Raw genomic sequence first — 15940 nt, 5'->3', positions numbered from 1 at the left:
GCCACCGCGGCCAGCAGCGCCGAGGCCCCCGGCACCGCCAGCACGGGATGCCCGGCCGCACGCACCGCGCGAGCCAGCTGGAACCCCGGATCGGCAAGAAGCGGCGTGCCCGCCTCCGAGACATAGGCGACAGCCTGCCCGGCCGCGATCGCCGCGACAACCTTGTCCCGCGCCCCGACCCCGGAGTGGTCGTGATAGGCCAGCATGGTCCGGCTGCGCGTTTCAAGCCCATGGATTTCCATGAGTTTTCGCGCGGTGCGCGTGTCCTCGGCCGCGATCAACCCGGCGCAGGCCAGCACATCGAGCGCCCGAAGCGTGATGTCGCGCGCGTTCCCGATGGGTGTGGAGACGAGGTACAGACCGGCGTCCAGGGCAATTTCACGGTGATTCATGACTCGAAACTTTCGGCGTGGTCCGTATGATGCAAGTCTGAAGTTGCCGCTCCGCGACCGCCCGCGCGTCGCCGAATGCAAAGGAGTATCTGTCCATGGCTGCCCCTAGCACGCCCGCGCCCCTCTTTCCACGCCGCCTGGCCGCGCGGCTGACCGCCCTGGTATCCTTGGCCTGGCTGGCCGCCTGTGACGTGCCGACCATGCCGGCCTCGGGACCTGGCGGCGGCCAGAGGATCGACCCCGGCGCGACGGTGCAGGTGGCCATGCTGGTGCCCGGCGGCGACAGCAGCGAGATGGCGCGCATCTCGTCCAGCCTCGAGAGTTCCGCCCGCATGGCGATCTCGGAACTGGATGGCGCACGGGTCGACCTGAACGTCTACACCACCAACCGCGACCCGGAAACGGCGGCGGCCATGGCCAATCGCGCCGTGCGTGACGGGGCCAGCATCATCCTTGGCCCGCTGGATGCCCAGAGCGCGATTTCCGCAGGCAACGCCGTGGCCGGGGCCAACGTGAACGTGCTGGCCTTTTCCAACAACCCGGTGGTTACCGAGACCACCGGGTCCAACACCTTTATCCTGGGCCGCACCTTTGCCAATACCGCCCAACGGCTGGTAAGCCACACCATGCGCGACGGTATAAGTGACTACGCCGTTGTCCACCAGGACGACATCGCCGGGCAGACCGGGCGCGATGCCATCGCCAGCTCGGTGCGGGCCAGCGGCGGCACGGTGAGCACGGTCCAGTCCTATACCTTCTCGCAGTCCGGCATCTTCGAGGCGGCCCCGGAAATCGCGAACGCCGTGCGGGGCTCCGGCGCCGGGGCGGTCTTCGTGACCGATACGGTCCAGGGCGGGCTGTCGCTCATGGCAACCTCGATGGTGGATCGGGGAATAGACCCCGCCGAGACACCCTTCATCGGGCTGACCGACTGGGGCGTGACCGGCCAGGCCGCGACGCTGCCACCGCTCCAGAACGGCTATTTCGCGCGGCCCGATGCCAGCCTCGCTGCGCAATTCGAGCAACGCTATGCAGACGCCTACGGTTCTCGGCCGCACCGGCTGGGCGCGCTGGCGCATGACGGGATCGCCGCCATCGGATCGCTGGTGGCCAGTGGTGACCCCGAGGCGCTGACCGCGAGCAGCTTGACGCGGCGCTCGGGGTTTGTCGGGGCCACTGGCATCTTCCGGCTGAACCCCAACGGCACGAATGAGCGCGCCCTGGCCGTGGCCCGCATCCAGGACAATCAGGTGGTGGTCGTTGACCCAGCTCCAAACCGTTTCGGCATCGGCGGCTCCTGACGCCGCAGCGCCCGCCGCGCTGTCCGACACCCTGGTCCGACCGGCCGCCGAGATCGTCGATCCAGCGGTCCTGCGCCAGCGGCTGCGCGCGGCAGTGGAGGCGGCCGGCAGCGATGCCATGGAACGCCGAAAGGCGGCCGTAGCTGTTCTGCGCGACGCCCAGGCCCAGGGGCGCGCGGCGATCGCCGCGGCGTTCCGGGCCAATCCCTTTGCCGCCAGCCCCACCACTCGCGCCTATGCCTGGCTGACGGATCAACTGGTCGGGGCCACCTTCGATCTCGCCTGCGAGGTGCTGCACCCCGCCCCCGCGCCGACCGCCCAGGAACGGCTATGCCTGGTCGCGGTGGGCGGGTACGGGCGTGGAGAAATGGCCCCCTATTCGGATGTCGACCTGCTGTTTCTGGCCCCCTACAAGCTCACGCCCTGGGCCGAGACGGTCATCGAGTCCATGCTCTACGTTCTTTGGGACCTGAAGATGAAGGTCGGCCACGCCAGCCGAACGGTCAAGGACTGCCTGCGCCTGGCACGAGAAGACTTCACCATTCGGACCTCGCTTGTCGAGCGCCGCTACATCGCCGGCGATGCCGAATTGTCCGACCTACTGTCCGAAAAGCTGCAGAACGAGCTTTTCGCCGACACCGTCCCCGAGTTCATCGAGGCCAAGCTGGAGGAACGCGACGCCCGCCACCGCAAGCAGGGCGGCCAGCGCTACATGGTCGAGCCCAACGTGAAAGAGGGCAAGGGGGGCCTACGCGACCTTCAATCGCTCTACTGGATCGGCAAGTATATCCACGGCGTCCACGACGCCTGGGAACTGGTCCGCCACGGGGTCTTCACCCAGGAGGAATACGACAGTTTCCGCGCTGCGCACGCGTTTCTCTGGGCCGTACGCTGTCACATCCACCTGCTGTCCGGGCGGGCCACGGACCAGTTGACCTTCGACATGCAGGTCGAGGTCGCCGCGGCCATGGGGTATCGCGACACGCGGGCCCGCCGCGCGGTCGAGGTTTTCATGCAGGATTACTTCCGCCAGGCCACCGAGGTGGGCGAGTTGACGCGCATCTTCCTGACCGCGCAGGAGGCCGCGCACCTCAAGACCGAGCCCATGCTGCAACGCCTGCTCAAGCGTCGCCGCCGGGCCAGGCCGCCCTACGCGATCAAGCAGAACCGGCTGACCGTGGCCGACCCCGAGGCCTTTCTTGCCGACAAGCTGAACCTGCTGCGCATCTTCGAGGAGGCGCTGCGCACCGGCACCTTGCTGCACCCGGATGCCCTGCGCCTGATCAAGGCCAACCTGGACTGCATCGACGAAGACATGCGCGCGGCCCCCGAGGCCAAGCGCATCTTCCTCGATCTGATGCTCAAGCAGGGCAACCCCGAACGCGCCCTGCGCCGGATGAACGAAATCGGCCTTCTGGGCAGTTTCATACCCGAGTTCGAACCCATCGTCGCCATGATGCAGTTCAACATGTATCACGCCTACACGGTGGACGAACACACCATCCAGTGCATCAGCCATCTGGCCCGGATCGAGCGCGAAGAGCTGGACGAGGAACTGCCCGTCTCCACCGACATCATCCGGGGCGGCATCAACCGGCGGGTGCTTTACGTGGCGCTTTTGCTGCACGACATCGGAAAGGGCCGCGACGAGGATCATTCGGTTCTTGGTGCCCGGATCGCCCGCCGGGTGGCCCCGCGGCTGGGGCTGTCCAAAAGGGAAAGCGCCACGGTGGAATGGCTGGTGCGGTATCACCTGCTGATGTCCGACATGGCCCAGAAACGCGACATCGCCGATCCGCGCACGGTGCGCGATTTCGCCAAGGCGGTGAAAACCCAGGAGCGGCTTGACCTGCTCTGTGTGCTGACGGTCTGCGACATTCGCGGCGTCGGCCCGGGCACCTGGAACAACTGGAAGGCGGCGCTGCTGCGCGCGCTCTACCGCCAGACCCGGACGGCGCTGCAGGACGGCATGGAGGCGCTCAACCGCGAGGAACGCGGCTCGGAGGCGCGCAAGAACCTGCGCGCGGCGCTCACGGGCTGGTCGGACAAGGCGATCCGGCGCGAACTGGCCCGGCATTACCCGCCCTACTGGCAGGGGCTGCATGTCACCGCGCATAGCGATTTCGCCGAGCTTCTGCACGACATCGAGACCGACCAGATCCGCATCCGCCTCACCCCGGACGCCGACCGCGACGCCACCCGCGCCTGCTTTGCCATGGCCGATCACCCTGGCATCTTCAGCCGCATGTGCGGGGCGCTTTCGCTTGTCGGAGCCAACGTGGTGGACGCGCGCACCTTCACCACCAAGGATGGTTTCGCCACCGCTGCCTTCTGGATCCAGGACGCCGAGGGCCACCCCTACGACGAGGACCGCCTGCCGCGCCTGCGCTCCATGATCGAGCGCACACTCAAGGGCGAGGTCGTCCCCAGCGAGGCGCTGGCCGACCGCGACAAGATGAAAAAGCGCGAAAAGGCCTTTCGCGTGCCCACCTCGATCACCTTCGACAACGAAGGGTCCGAGATCTACACGATCATCGAGGTGGACACCCGCGACCGACCCGGCCTGCTGTACGATCTGACGCGCACGCTGGCCGCGCAGAACGTCTATATTTCCAGCGCGGTCATCGCCACCTACGGCGAGCAGGTCGTGGATGCCTTCTACGTCAAGGACATGTTCGGGCTGAAGTTCCACTCCGAAACCAAGCGCCGCGCGCTGGAAAAGAAACTGCGCGAGGCGATCGCCAAGGGGTCGGAACGCGCGCGCTCCTGAGGGGGCCACCGGGTCGCGCGCCTCATGTGTCGGCCGCAGCGCGGCAACGGTGGGGGGAAAAAGACACCCGCCGCGCTTGCGCCGGCCCACGAGAGCGTGGGAAGGCAAGACCAGCCACCGCCGCCGAAGGACTGTCTCCGTTGAAACCCATCCGCCTTGTATCCGGCTTTCTGACCGTCGGCGTCTGGACCCTGCTGAGCCGCATCCTGGGATTCGTGCGCGACATCCTGATCGCGGCCTTCCTGGGGACGGGTCCGGTGGCCGAGGCCTTCCTGATCGCCTTTGCCCTGCCCAACATGTTCCGCCGCTTCTTCGCCGAGGGCGCCTTCAACATGGCCTTCGTGCCCATTTTCTCCAAGAAGGTCGAGGGCGGCGACGACGCCCTGGGCTTTGCCCGGGATGCCTTCGCGGGGCTGGCCACGCTCCTGATCGTCTTCAGCGCGCTGGCCATCCTGGCGATGCCCTGGCTGGTCGTCGCCATGGCGGGCGGTTTCATCGGGGACGCGCGCTTCGACCTGGCCGTGCTCTATGGCCGGATCGCCTTTCCCTACATCCTGTTCATCTCACTGGCCGCACTTTTGTCGGGCGTGCTCAACGCAGTGGGCCGCTTCGTGGCCGCCGCCGCCGCCCCGGTCCTGCTCAACATGCTGTTCATCGGGGCGATGACCTTGGCGGTGCAAGTGGGCTGGAACGTGGGCGATGCCCTGGTCTGGACCGTTCCGCTGGCCGGGATGGCGCAACTTGCGCTGGTCTGGGGGGCGGCGAAACGCGCCGGATACCACCTGACGCCGCGCCGCCCGCGCCTGACCCCGGAACTCAAGCGCCTTGCCGTGATTGCCGCCCCGGCCGCGCTGGCCGGTGGGGTGGTGCAGGTGAACCTGCTGATCGGGCGGCAGGTGGCAAGCTTCTTCGAGGGCGCGATCGCCTGGCTGTCCTACGCGGACCGTCTCTATCAACTGCCGCTGGGCGTGGTCGGCATCGCCGTGGGCGTCGTGCTGCTGCCCGACCTTTCGCGCCGGTTGCGCGCGGGCGACACCGAGGGCGGCGCCCATGCCTTCAACCGCGCGGCCGAGTTTTCGCTGGCGCTCACCGTCCCGGCGGCCGTCGCGCTCGTGGTGATCCCGGTGCCACTGGTCAGTGTGCTGTTCGAACGCGGCGCCTTCGCCTCGGATGACACCGCCGCCACGGCGCTGGCGGTCGCAGTCTACGGGCTGGGCCTGCCCGCCTTCGTTATGCAGAAGACCCTGCAACCGCTGTACTTCGCGCGCGAGGATACGCGGCGGCCCTTCAACTACGCCCTCGTCTCGATGGTGGTGAATGCCGTGGTCGCCATCGGGCTGGCCCCTGTCATCGGCTATATCGCCGCCGCCTTCGGAACCACGCTGGCGGGCTGGGCCATGGTCTGGCTGCTGTGGCGCGGCAGCCGGGGCATGGGAGATGCCGCGGGTCTGGACGCGCGGTTCAAGCGGCGGCTGTGGCGCATCGTGCTGGCCGCGCTTCTGATGGGGGGGCTGCTTTGGGGCGCGGTCCTGATGGTCGGGCCCTGGTTGGGCGTGCCGATGCTGCGCTATGCGGCCCTCGCCCTGATCATCGGGACCGGCATCGCGGGCTATTTCGGGATCGGCCAGCTGTTGGAGGCCTTCCGACTGGGTGAGTTCAAGGCGGCGATGCGGCGCGGCTAACGCTGGCGCACCCGTTCAAGAAACCGCCGCCAGCCGCCGGGGGCGACCATGGGCGCCAGCAGCAGCCCGGTGACAAAGCCCGAAAGCTCTGCGATCCACCAGGGCGTCGGCCCGAACAGCATGGACCAGATCAGCATCAGCCCCATGAGGATACCGATCAGCGTGAAGGCGCGATACTGGTTCTCGCCCAGCCGCCCCAGGGTCAGCCACATCATGTAGGTATAGGCCCCGATAAGCCCGTAGATGCCCGGGTAAGCCCCGATCAATCCCATGTTGCGCGGGCTGGCCAGCCCGTAGATCAGCGCGCCGACAATGGCCGACCCGAAAAACAGAAGCGCGAAGGGCACCGGGCGATAGGCGTCACCGACGAACTTGCCCAGCGCCAGCAGCAGCACACAGGCCCAGAGCGTATGCGTGAAGGAACTGTGCAGGAAGATGTAGCTGACCGGCCGCATCAACATGTCGAGCGACAGGTTGCCCTGGACCATCACCTGATCCAGCACCGCCGGGGCGAAGGCATAGTCCTGCATCGCGCCTGCACGCCAGCCGATGGCCGCGGGGCCGCCGACAAAACCGGCCGCGCCGGACGAAAGGACAAGCTCGACACCGGCGATGATCAGCACCAGCGCCAGGGGCACCGGGGGGATGGCGTTGAAAGGGCTCTGGTTGTCCACTGCTCGGCTGTCCTTCGGTTGACGGGACTTGCCCGCATGGGTAAGCGAGTGCGACCCGCATTTCCAGCCCCCCGCAACGCATATGGCGACCCAACCATGACAGATGTCCAGTTCACCCCGCGCGTCTTTTCCGGGATCAAGCCCTCGGGCGGGCTGACCCTTGGCAACTACCTCGGCGCGATCAAGCGCTGGGTCGCCATGCAGGACGAGGCGAGCGAGAACATCTATTGCGCCGTGGACATGCACGCGGTGACCGTCTGGCAGGACCCCGCCGCGCTGCGCCAGGGCACGCGCGAGATCGCCGCGGGACTTCTGGCCGCGGGGATTGATCCGGCCCGCTCGATCCTGTTCAACCAGTCCCGGGTGCACCAGCACGCCGAACTGGCCTGGGTTTTCAACTGCGTGGCCCGTGTCGGCTGGATGAACCGCATGACCCAGTTCAAGGACAAGGCGGGCGCCAATTCGGAAAAGGCCTCGCTCGGGCTCTATGCCTACCCGTCGCTCATGGCCGCCGATATCCTGCTGTACCATGGCACCCATGTGCCCGTGGGCGAGGATCAGAAACAGCACGTGGAACTGACCCGCGACATCGCCGCCAAGTTCAACCACGACTACGCGGTGGACTTCTTCCCCCTCACACAGCCGGTGATCGAGGGGCCGGGCACCCGCGTCATGAACCTGCGCGACGGATCAAAGAAAATGTCCAAATCGGGTGACAGCGACATGGAGCGGATCAACATGCTCGATGACGCGAACACGCTCGCGAAGAAGTTCAAGAAGGCCAAGACCGACCCCCAACCGCTGCCCGAAACCGTGGAGGGTCTTGTCGGCCGGCCCGAGGCCAAGAACCTTGTCGACATCTACGCGGGCCTGACGGACCAAACCGCCGAGGCGGTCATCGCGGAGTATGCGGGTGCGGGCTGGGGCCTGTTCAAGCCAGCGCTCGCCGAGCTTGCGGTCTCGAAACTGGCGCCCGTGTCGGACGAGATGAAGCGCCTGCTCGATGACCCTGCCGAGATCGACCGCACCCTGGCCGAAGGCGCCGAGAAGGCCCGCGCCATCGCCGCGCCGATCCTCGACCGCACCTGCGAAATCGTCGGGTTCCTCAGGTCCTGACTACCCCGGCCGATCCTGCCCACCCGGATCGCGCAGGCCCTGCAAGCGCAGCGCGGCGTGGCGCGCGAATGTCCGGGTCACGACCTTGCGGCGGGCCCCGGCCAGCGGCGCCTCGGGTCCCATGCGAACGATCTCGGCATCGTAGGCATCGGCCACGATCAGGCCGGTCTCGTCGGGCAAGATATCGATCGGGAAATCGGCATCGACCGCCCAGAAGAACCGGTCGCACCAATCCAGATAGCCGGTCCACTTCCTGTCCGACAGGAAGTCCGCGCGCGAGGATTTGCATTCGACCACCCAGACCTCGCCCGCCGCGCCCAGCGCCATCACATCGACGCGCAGGCCCCGCGTGGGCACCAGTTCCTCCAGGCAGGCAAAACCCTGCGCCTGTCGCAAATGGCGGCACACCCCGCGGGCCAGCAACTGGCCGGGCATCATGACACTGACAGGTCGCTCCTCGGGCATGGGGCGAAGATGAACAATCCATGAACACGATGCAAGCCCGATCGGCCCCCGCCTGTCCGAAATGCGGGACTCCAAACATCCTGTCCGCGACCCCGGTGCCGCACTTTGACGCGCCGACGCGGGCTCGCCCCTTGTCGGCCGGACCAGCGCGCCCTATCTGATGTAGCGGCGGGTTACTGCGCTTCGCGTTATACGGGTTCGTTCCAGTGACCTTACTCAAATCCGAGGGAGCTGGCTCTGTTCAGGCCGTGGTCTGATTACCTGGCGCCCACCTGTTCACACAGGTCCTCGGGAATCGCACACCCATACGGTCGTTGCGGTGCCCGCCACCTTCACCCATCGCGACTCGGATCAGACAGAGCGCGACAGCGCCGCGAACCCGATTCCGCTGGTCAGGAAATTCAGCCCCACAAGCAGGCCCAGGGCCCACATGGCAGTGCCGGGCAGGCCGATGACCAACAGCAGGGCCAACACGAGCGAGGCCACTCCGGACAGCACCATCCAGACCCAGCCGCGCGCCGCGCGGTGGGTCAGCCCCATGCGCAGCTCAATGACCCCTTGGATCGAGAAAAGCACGGCCAGCAGCACTGTCAGCCCAACGAGGCCCGTCATCGGAAAGAAAGCCAGGTAGACCCCCAGCGCCAGGTGCAGCACTGCCACAAGCCCGGCCCAGAGTGCGGCGTTCCAGCTGCGCGCCTGGAAGGCTTGCCAGAGCGTCACTGCCCCGGCCACGAGGATCGCCCAACCGATCATCACCTTCGTGACGATGGAGCCGATGACCGGGAAGACGACCATCAGCGCGCCGATGACGCAAAGGACAATCCCCAGCCAGAACACGCGCCCGCGGTTCTCGCGCAGCTGTTCAAGCAGGTCATTCGGCATCCGGTTCATCGGGTCGGACATGGTGCCCCCGTGGCGTCATGGGGATGGGCAGGGTTCAACCGCGCTGGTCCGTGCTGCGGACCGGGATCGGCTCGGCCAGACGGACCGGCAGGGGCCGACCGCCCTGGTCGTCGTCGTCATCATCGGCCATCGACATGATCGAGATCCCGAACTGGACCCCGGCAAAGACGATGCCGTTGAAGATCCACATCATCAGCACCGCGACGATGCCCATCGAGGACCCTGTGACAAGCCCGCGAAGGCCCACAACATCGAAGGCCAGCAACAGGCTGACGAACACGGCCGAGGCACCAAAGCCGATGGCGCAACTTTTGATGTAGAGTTTGATCAGGTCGGGCGTCTTGTGCTTTTGCATGACAGACCTCCTTTCGTGAAACAACGTAACATCACGCGGACACCTGTCCAGTGCCGCTGCTGGCGGCGGCGGCGATTTGCCGTGGCCCCGCGGCCAACGGCTTGGCATTCCCCGGCCGCCTGCCTAGTGTCGCGCCATGTCGCGCGATGCCCTTACATTTTCGGACGACCAGGCCGAGGCCTGGGATGCGATCTCCGGCGCGCTGCGCACGGCAGGCGTGGACCTCACGGCGGGCAAGACGACCCCGCCGCGTGAGGGCGACGCGGGGCGCATGCTGGCGGTTCTGGGCAAGGCGGGCAGCGGCAAGACCATGCTGCTGGCCAGCCTCTACAGCAACCTGAAGCAGGCCGGGGTGCGCGTGGTTTCGGGCGACTGGGAAGGCCGCCGGCGCAAGGATCAGCGCACGCTGGCCATTCTGGCCCCCACCAACAAGGCCGCCAGCGTGCTGCGCAATCGCGGCGTGCCCGCCACCACGATTCACCGTATCCTCTATACCCCGGTCTATGACCCGGAATACGAAAAGGTCGCCGCCTGGCTGGCCGGCGAGGGCGATCGCCCCGAGATCGAGGGGCTGTCGGACACGGCGCTGGATCGCGCCTGGGAGTCCTACCAGGGGCACAACTCCGTGCCCGCCGCACTGGCTGCCGCCGGGCTGCGCGGCTCGGATTTCATCACCGGCTGGAAGCGGCGCGACGACCCGCTCGATATCGGCTTCGTCGACGAAAGCTCGATGCTGGACGCCCGGCAACTGGAGGACCTGCAAGAGATCTTTCCCACCCTGATCCTCTTCGGGGATCCGGCCCAGCTGCCCCCCGTGAAATCAGAAGGCGGGGGCATGGTCTTCGACGGGCTGCCGGACAAGGGCAAGCGCGCGCTTCACCGCATCCACAGACAGACGGCGGACAACCCGATCCTGGACCTGGCCCACGCGCTGGCCGACCCGATGCTGGATTTCTACGGCTTCGAGCGCATGGTCGAGGAAATCGCGGCGCGCGACGACCGCGTGGTTCTGGCCCAGCGGGTCGAATCCGACCTGATGGCCCGCTCTCCGGTGCTGGTCTGGCGCAACGCGACGCGCATCCGGCTGATCCACGCCTTTCGTGCCGCTCATGGCGCCCCCGAGGATTCGCTGCTGCCCGGCGAACCGCTGATCTGCGACGGCATCGAACTGCCGCTGAAACATCGCAAGAAACGGCTCGACCTGGAGGCGCGCGGCCTGATCAAGGGCGCGCAGGTGATCTACAAGGGGCCGGGGCGCAAGCCGGGGTTCAGCCGCCTGCACGTCATCGGCGCCGAGGACCCGCAGGTCAGCGCCGCCTCGATCGTCAAGATCGAAAGCCAGGTCGCCGATGAGGAACCCTTCATCCCCTTCGCCGCCCGCATGGGGGCCACCTTCCTGCACGGGGCGGCGGTGACCATCCACAAGGCGCAAGGATCGCAGTGGCCCGCCGTGCAGGTTTTTGCCCCCGACATCGAGGTGGCCAGCCGCATGGGCCGCGTCGAGGCCGGCCAGCCGCTGTGGAAACGGCTTGCCTATGTCGCCATCACCCGCGCCGAGGAGCGCCTGCACTGGGTGGTGCGCAATCGGCTGGCCCGTCCCGACGCGCCCCTGACCACCAACGATCTGGAGGCCCCAGCAACGCCGTTTGAACTGGACGCCGAGACGCCGTGACCGCGGTGTCGGTCCTACCGCTGCAACATCCGGAAGGCTGTCGAGGCGCTCCAGCCCGCGGCGATGGCGATGGCCAGTGACATCAACCCGTAAAGTAGCGGTTGGTTGCGCGACATCTCGTAGAGCCAGCGTTCCAACCCCACCTTGTTGACCGCGATGGTGCTCTCGTAGACATCCACGACCGTGCCGTCGCGGGTCAGGAAGATACGTGTCCGGTAGGGACCTTCGGTCAGGTTCGCGGGCAGCGTGACCTGCCCGCGAAAGAGTGTGTCCTCCTCCAGATCCACGGCGGCCTCCAGCACCTGGTAAAGACCCGCACGTTCGCGGATGCGAATGAGCGCGTCGGTGAAGGCCGTGGCATCCGCTACCGTCATTGGGGCACCGACGGACCGGATGGCGCGCGGCATGCTGATATCGTAGCGCAGGTCCTCCACCTCGCGCAGGGCCGCATCCAGCGGCGCGGAACTGAGCACCGCGTAGAAGGACGGGGCCGCGTCCACCTCGACGGCATCGACATTGGCCCAGATGCCCGCGACCCGGTCCTTGCGGCGCACAGTGACGCGTTCCGAAGGGCCGGCCAGGGTCATGATGACCTCCAGTTCGGTCTGGTCGGGAATCGGCGCCTCGCGCTTGATGGCGCCGAAGACAAGGATTTCGGACCCGTCGAAGGTGGCGGTGATCGCCACCTCGTCACGCGACAGCCCCAGCACCACCTCTTCCGCCCGCAGCGGCGCGGCCAGAACCACGAACAGGACCAGCCAGCGCAGCATCAGTGCCCTCCCCCCGACGAGCCGAGCGAATAGATTTCCGAGGGAGTCAGCAGCAGATCGAGCGCGAGCTTGCCGCAGACCACAAGAACCATGGCCGCCAGCAGGATGCGCAATTGCTCGGCCTTCATGCGCGTACCGATCCGGGTGCCGATCTGCGCACCGATCACCCCGCCGACCAGCAGCAGCACCGCCAGCACGATATCCACCGTGAAATTCGTGGTGGCATGCAGCAGGGTGGTGAAGGCGGTCACGAAGATGATCTGGAACAGCGAGGTTCCGACAACCACCTTGGTCGGCATCCCCAACAGGTAGATCATCGCGGGCACCATGATAAAGCCGCCCCCCACCCCCATGATGGCCGCCAGGACGCCCACGAAGACCCCCACGATCAGCGGCGGGATCACCGAGATATAAAGCCCCGAGACCCGGAACTTCATCTTGAAGGGCAGGTTGTGGATCCAGGTGTGGCGCCGCCGTTCGCCCCGCGAGACGCCCCCGGCACTGCGGGTGCGCAGCAGCGCGCGCAGGCTTTCGAGGAACATCAGCCCGCCGACCACGCCCAGGAAGACCACATAGGACAGCCGCACCAGCAAATCGACCTGGCCCTGCGCCTTGAGATAGTTGAACAGCAGCACGCCCAGCGCAGCCCCCACCAGACCACCCACAAGGAGCACGGTGCCCATCTTCAGGTCCACGGTCTTGCGCCGCAGGTGCGCCAACACGCCGGAGAAGGACGAGGCGACGATCTGATTGGCCTCGGTCGCCACGGCCACCGCCGGGGGGATGCCGATGAAGAACAGTAGCGGCGTCATCAGAAAGCCGCCGCCCACGCCGAACATGCCCGAAAGGACACCCACCATTCCGCCCAGTCCCAAAAGGAGAAAGGCGTTCACCGAGACCTCGGCTATCGGGAGGTAGATCAACATATCCCAAATAGCCATGCCACGGGGGCGAGCGCAACTCAAAGGTCGGAAAAACCGCGCCCTACAGCGCCCGCAGAAGCCCCCGCAACACCTTTTCCAGCTTGGCCGCCCCCAGCGGCGCCATGGCCTTGGTATGGGCATGGCTGATCGCCTCGTCGCTCATCCCGGCAGCCATGTTGGTGATGGTCGAGATGGCAGCGCAGCGCAGGCCCAGGAAGCGGCCGAGGATCACCTCGGGCACAGTGGACATGCCCACCGCGTCGGCGCCCATGCCGCGAATCGCACGGATCTCGGCCGGGGTCTCGAAGGAGGGACCAGAATACCAGGCATAGACGCCGTCGTGCAGCCTGACGCCCCCCGCCTTCGCGGCATTTTGCAAAGCGACGCGCAGGTCGGGATCATAGGCTGCCGTCATGGGAACGAAGCGCGCCTCGCTCGGCTCGCCGATCAGCGGGTTGAGGCCCGAGAAATTGATGTGGTCGGACAGGCACATGATCTCGCCCGTGGGCATGTCCGGGTCCAGCGACCCGGCGGCATTGGTGGCGATCATGGCCTCGGCGCCCAGGGCCTTGAGCACCTCGAGCGGCAGGCGCATGATGTCGCCGCGGCCGGTCTCGTAGTAGTGCGCGCGGCCGCCGAAGACGGCAACGCGCTGGCCTTCCAGCTGGCCGATCACCAGCTGCGGGACATGGCCCGAGACGCCCGCCGCGGGAAAGCCCTCAAGCTCGTCATAGGGGATCGAGACGCCATCGACCGCGCCGGACAAGTGCCCAAGCCCCGAGCCCAGGATCAGCCCCAGCCGCACCGGGGCATCGCCCGCGACCTCGCGGATGGTCGCGGCAAGGGCCTCAGCGTTCCCTGACATAGGGCTGCGCGATCGAGGCCGGCGGCATCGCCCGGCCAATGAAACCGCCCAGGATGATGACGGTCAGGATGTAGGGCAGCGTCTGCGTGAATTGCACGGGAATGGTGAACAGACCGAAGACGTCAATGTCGGGATAGAGGTTCGCGACAGCCTCGAGCAGGCCGAACAGAAGACAGGCCCCCATGGCGTGGATGGGGCGCCACTTGGCAAAGATCAGGGCGGCCAGCGCGATGTAGCCGCGCCCCGCGGTCATCTCCTTGCCAAAGCCCGCGGCCTGCGACGTAGACAGGTAGGCCCCGGCGATCCCGCAGAGCAACCCGGTGATCAGCAGCGCCTTGAACCGCATGCCCACCACCGAGATCCCGGCGGTGTCCACCGACGACGGGTTCTCGCCCACCGCGCGCAGGCGCAACCCGAATCGGGTGCGGAACAGCACCCACCAGACCAGCGGCACGGCCAGGAAGGCGACGTAGACCAGCGGCTTGTGCCCCGAGATCAGCTCGGAATAGATCGGCCCCAGCACCGGCACGCCGCTCAGCGCGTCGGCGAGGGGCAGCGTGATCTCGCCGAAGCGGGCGCCGCCTGCCAGCACCGGGGTCTGCCCGCCCTGCCCGTAGATCGCATCGCCCACCACCACCGTCAGGCCCGAGGCGAGGAAGTTGAGCGCCACGCCGGAAATGATCTGGTCCCCGCGATACAGGATCGACGCCACGCCGTGGATCATGGCGAAGACCAGAGAGGCGGCCATGCCCGCGGCCAGCCCCACCCAGACCGAGCCAGTTTCGTAGGCGATGGCGGCGGCCACGAAGGCCGAGATCAGCATCTTGCCCTCCAGCCCGATGTCGACGATGCCCGAGCGTTCGGAAAACAGCCCCGCCAGGCAGGCCAGCAGCAGGACCGTGGACAGCCGCAGAGTGGAATCGAGCGTCAGGAGGAATTGCAGGAAATCCATCAGTCGGACCTCTTCGCGTAAAGGCGCAGGAAAATGCGTTCGATCGGATCACGGGTCATGTTCACCAGCGCCCCGGTGAAGATGATGATGAGCGCCTGGATCACCAGCACCATCTCGCGGCTGATCTGCGGCATTTCCCACATCAGTTCGAACCCGCCCTGGTTCAGAATCCCGAACAGGAACGCCGCCAGAACGATGCCGAAGGGATGGTTGCGCCCCATCAGGGAGACGGCGATCCCGAGAAAGCCCGCGCCCTCGACGAAGTCCTTGATCAGCCGTTCCTGCTGGCCCATCACCGCGTTGATCGCCATCATGCCCGCCAGCGCGCCCGAGATCAGCATGGCGATGATCGTCACCCGCACCGACGAAATCCCGGCGTAGCGCGTGGCGCCGGGGGAATTGCCGAAGGCGCGGATCTCGTAGCCGATGCGCGACCGCCAGATCAGCAACCAGACGAGCACCGCCGCCGCGATGGCCAGAAGGAAACTGATGTTGGCCGGGGCGGACTTGTTGAAGGCGATACCGAAGGGCTGGAGCATCTCGTGGAAGGTCGGCAGACTCGCACCGTCGCTGAAGCTGCGCGACTCCGGCACCTGCTGGCCCGGCTTCTTGAGCGCGCCGTTCAGAAGGAAACCGATGATCGCGGCTCCGATGAAATTGAACATGATCGTCGTGATTACGATATGGCTGCCGCGCTTGGCCTGCAGGTAGGCCGGGATCGCCGCCCAGCCCGCGCCGAAGGCCGCGGCGCCGATCACCGCGACGGGCAAGGCCAGCGTCCAGTGCGGCCAGTCCACCGCCAGCAACACCAGCGCGGCGCCAAGGCCGCCCAGCGCCGCCTGCCCTTCGGCCCCGATGTTGAACAGCTTGGCGTTCATGGCCACGGCGAAGGCCAGCCCGGTAAAGATGAAATTGGTCGTGTAATACAGCGTGTAGCCGATGCCGCTGGTCGAGCCCAGGGCGCCCTTGACCATGAAATAGATCATGTCGAAGGGGTTCTGCCCGATCGCCAGAACCACGAGGCCAGCAACGATAAATGCCAGGGCGATGTTGATCAGCGGCACCAGGACAACGTCCGCCCAGCGGGGAAGTTCGGTCAT

At 66.7% G+C, this 15940-nt stretch carries 15 protein-coding genes; 5 read left to right on the top strand and 10 right to left on the bottom strand.

Annotated features, from left to right (window positions below; all coding sequences use genetic code 11):
• Positions 1 to 392 (bottom strand): 16S rRNA (cytidine(1402)-2'-O)-methyltransferase (rsmI, locus tag ACH107_RS05425; RefSeq protein WP_412504962.1); only part of this gene is annotated, 392 nt, incomplete at its 3' end.
• Between the two features lie 95 nt (positions 393 to 487).
• On the opposite strand from rsmI, the gene ACH107_RS05420 reads away from it, so the two are divergent.
• From ACH107_RS05420 to murJ, 3 genes are all read left to right on the top strand, one after another.
• Positions 488 to 1693 carry a penicillin-binding protein activator gene (locus ACH107_RS05420; RefSeq protein WP_412504961.1) on the top strand — a complete coding sequence of 402 codons (1206 nt, stop codon included), beginning with the start codon at positions 488 to 490 and terminating at the stop codon, positions 1691 to 1693.
• Positions 1602 to 4463: a [protein-PII] uridylyltransferase gene (locus ACH107_RS05415; RefSeq protein WP_405049832.1), complete on the top strand. Its 2862-nt coding sequence runs from the start codon at positions 1602 to 1604 to the stop codon at positions 4461 to 4463. The genes ACH107_RS05420 and ACH107_RS05415 overlap by 92 nt, the downstream gene beginning before the upstream one ends.
• Positions 4464 to 4603: 140 nt before the next feature.
• Positions 4604 to 6145 (top strand): murein biosynthesis integral membrane protein MurJ, encoded by a 1542-nt coding sequence (gene murJ / locus ACH107_RS05410; RefSeq protein WP_412504960.1) that lies wholly within the window; start codon positions 4604 to 4606, stop codon positions 6143 to 6145.
• Here murJ and ACH107_RS05405 read toward each other — a convergent pair.
• The gene (locus tag ACH107_RS05405) at positions 6142 to 6819 is read right to left on the bottom strand and encodes a rhomboid family intramembrane serine protease (RefSeq protein ID WP_310690855.1); all 678 of its coding nucleotides are present in this window, start codon (positions 6817 to 6819) and stop codon (positions 6142 to 6144) included. The two genes, murJ and ACH107_RS05405, sit on opposite strands and share 4 nt — an antisense overlap.
• A gap of 96 nt (positions 6820 to 6915) precedes the next feature.
• Here ACH107_RS05405 and trpS point away from each other — a divergent pair, with 96 nt between their 5' ends.
• Positions 6916 to 7935, top strand: a complete 1020-nt coding sequence (gene trpS / locus ACH107_RS05400; protein WP_310690854.1) for a tryptophan--tRNA ligase — start codon at positions 6916 to 6918, stop codon at positions 7933 to 7935.
• Here the strand turns inward: trpS and ACH107_RS05395 are convergent, their stop codons facing one another.
• The 3 genes from ACH107_RS05395 to ACH107_RS05385 all read right to left on the bottom strand — a co-directional run bounded on the left by ACH107_RS05395 (position 7936) and on the right by ACH107_RS05385 (position 9658).
• The gene (locus ACH107_RS05395; protein WP_412504959.1) at positions 7936 to 8373 is read right to left on the bottom strand and encodes an MmcB family DNA repair protein; all 438 of its coding nucleotides are present in this window, start codon (positions 8371 to 8373) and stop codon (positions 7936 to 7938) included.
• A gap of 378 nt (positions 8374 to 8751) precedes the next feature.
• Entirely contained in the window at positions 8752 to 9303 is a 552-nt protein-coding gene (locus ACH107_RS05390) for an HdeD family acid-resistance protein (protein ID WP_310690852.1), read from the bottom strand.
• A gap of 34 nt (positions 9304 to 9337) precedes the next feature.
• Positions 9338 to 9658: a hypothetical protein gene (locus tag ACH107_RS05385; RefSeq protein WP_412504958.1), complete on the bottom strand. Its 321-nt coding sequence runs from the start codon at positions 9656 to 9658 to the stop codon at positions 9338 to 9340.
• Positions 9659 to 9794: 136 nt separating this feature from the next.
• Between ACH107_RS05385 and ACH107_RS05380 the strand changes: the two genes are divergently transcribed.
• Positions 9795 to 11330: an ATP-dependent DNA helicase gene (locus ACH107_RS05380; RefSeq protein WP_412504957.1), complete on the top strand. Its 1536-nt coding sequence runs from the start codon at positions 9795 to 9797 to the stop codon at positions 11328 to 11330.
• Between the two features lie 14 nt (positions 11331 to 11344).
• Here the strand turns inward: ACH107_RS05380 and ACH107_RS05375 are convergent, their stop codons facing one another.
• The 5 genes from ACH107_RS05375 to ACH107_RS05355 are packed head-to-tail and all read right to left on the bottom strand — an operon-like array spanning position 11345 to position 15940.
• A complete protein-coding gene (locus tag ACH107_RS05375; RefSeq protein ID WP_310690849.1) occupies positions 11345 to 12100 on the bottom strand; it encodes a TIGR02186 family protein in 756 nt (251 codons plus the stop codon).
• Complete coding sequence (locus ACH107_RS05370) at positions 12100 to 13026, bottom strand: sulfite exporter TauE/SafE family protein (RefSeq protein ID WP_310690863.1); 927 nt, start codon at positions 13024 to 13026, stop codon at positions 12100 to 12102. The genes ACH107_RS05375 and ACH107_RS05370 overlap by 1 nt, the downstream gene beginning before the upstream one ends.
• A gap of 58 nt (positions 13027 to 13084) precedes the next feature.
• Positions 13085 to 13888: a purine-nucleoside phosphorylase gene (locus ACH107_RS05365; RefSeq protein WP_412504956.1), complete on the bottom strand. Its 804-nt coding sequence runs from the start codon at positions 13886 to 13888 to the stop codon at positions 13085 to 13087.
• Positions 13872 to 14840 carry an ABC transporter permease gene (locus ACH107_RS05360; RefSeq protein WP_412504955.1) on the bottom strand — a complete coding sequence of 323 codons (969 nt, stop codon included), beginning with the start codon at positions 14838 to 14840 and terminating at the stop codon, positions 13872 to 13874. The genes ACH107_RS05365 and ACH107_RS05360 overlap by 17 nt, the downstream gene beginning before the upstream one ends.
• Entirely contained in the window at positions 14840 to 15940 is a 1101-nt protein-coding gene (locus ACH107_RS05355) for an ABC transporter permease (protein ID WP_310690846.1), read from the bottom strand. Before ACH107_RS05355 ends, ACH107_RS05360 begins: the two co-directional genes overlap by 1 nt.

This window comes from Roseovarius halophilus (ex Wu et al. 2025), from assembly GCF_047086965.1.
Note: the sequence above shows the minus strand (reverse complement) of the source record. Positions and strands in the feature narration are given on the sequence as shown.

Excerpts from the sequence above, each read along its gene's own strand:
- ACH107_RS05370 (WP_310690863.1), bottom strand. The coding sequence starts at position 13,026 with ATGTTGATCTACCTCCCGATAGCCGAGGTCTCGGTGAACGCCTTTCTC.
- ACH107_RS05385 (WP_412504958.1), bottom strand. The coding sequence starts at position 9,658 with ATGCAAAAGCACAAGACGCCCGACCTGATCAAACTCTACATCAAAAGT.
- ACH107_RS05415 (WP_405049832.1), top strand. The coding sequence starts at position 1,602 with ATGAGCGCGCCCTGGCCGTGGCCCGCATCCAGGACAATCAGGTGGTGG.
- ACH107_RS05365 (WP_412504956.1), bottom strand. The coding sequence starts at position 13,888 with ATGTCAGGGAACGCTGAGGCCCTTGCCGCGACCATCCGCGAGGTCGCG.
- ACH107_RS05355 (WP_310690846.1), bottom strand. The coding sequence starts at position 15,940 with ATGACCGAACTTCCCCGCTGGGCGGACGTTGTCCTGGTGCCGCTGATC.
- ACH107_RS05420 (WP_412504961.1), top strand. The coding sequence starts at position 488 with ATGGCTGCCCCTAGCACGCCCGCGCCCCTCTTTCCACGCCGCCTGGCC.
- ACH107_RS05375 (WP_310690849.1), bottom strand. The coding sequence starts at position 12,100 with ATGCTGCGCTGGCTGGTCCTGTTCGTGGTTCTGGCCGCGCCGCTGCGG.
- ACH107_RS05360 (WP_412504955.1), bottom strand. The coding sequence starts at position 14,840 with ATGGATTTCCTGCAATTCCTCCTGACGCTCGATTCCACTCTGCGGCTG.
- trpS (WP_310690854.1), top strand. The coding sequence starts at position 6,916 with ATGACAGATGTCCAGTTCACCCCGCGCGTCTTTTCCGGGATCAAGCCC.
- ACH107_RS05390 (WP_310690852.1), bottom strand. The coding sequence starts at position 9,303 with ATGTCCGACCCGATGAACCGGATGCCGAATGACCTGCTTGAACAGCTG.
- ACH107_RS05395 (WP_412504959.1), bottom strand. The coding sequence starts at position 8,373 with ATGATGCCCGGCCAGTTGCTGGCCCGCGGGGTGTGCCGCCATTTGCGA.
- ACH107_RS05380 (WP_412504957.1), top strand. The coding sequence starts at position 9,795 with ATGTCGCGCGATGCCCTTACATTTTCGGACGACCAGGCCGAGGCCTGG.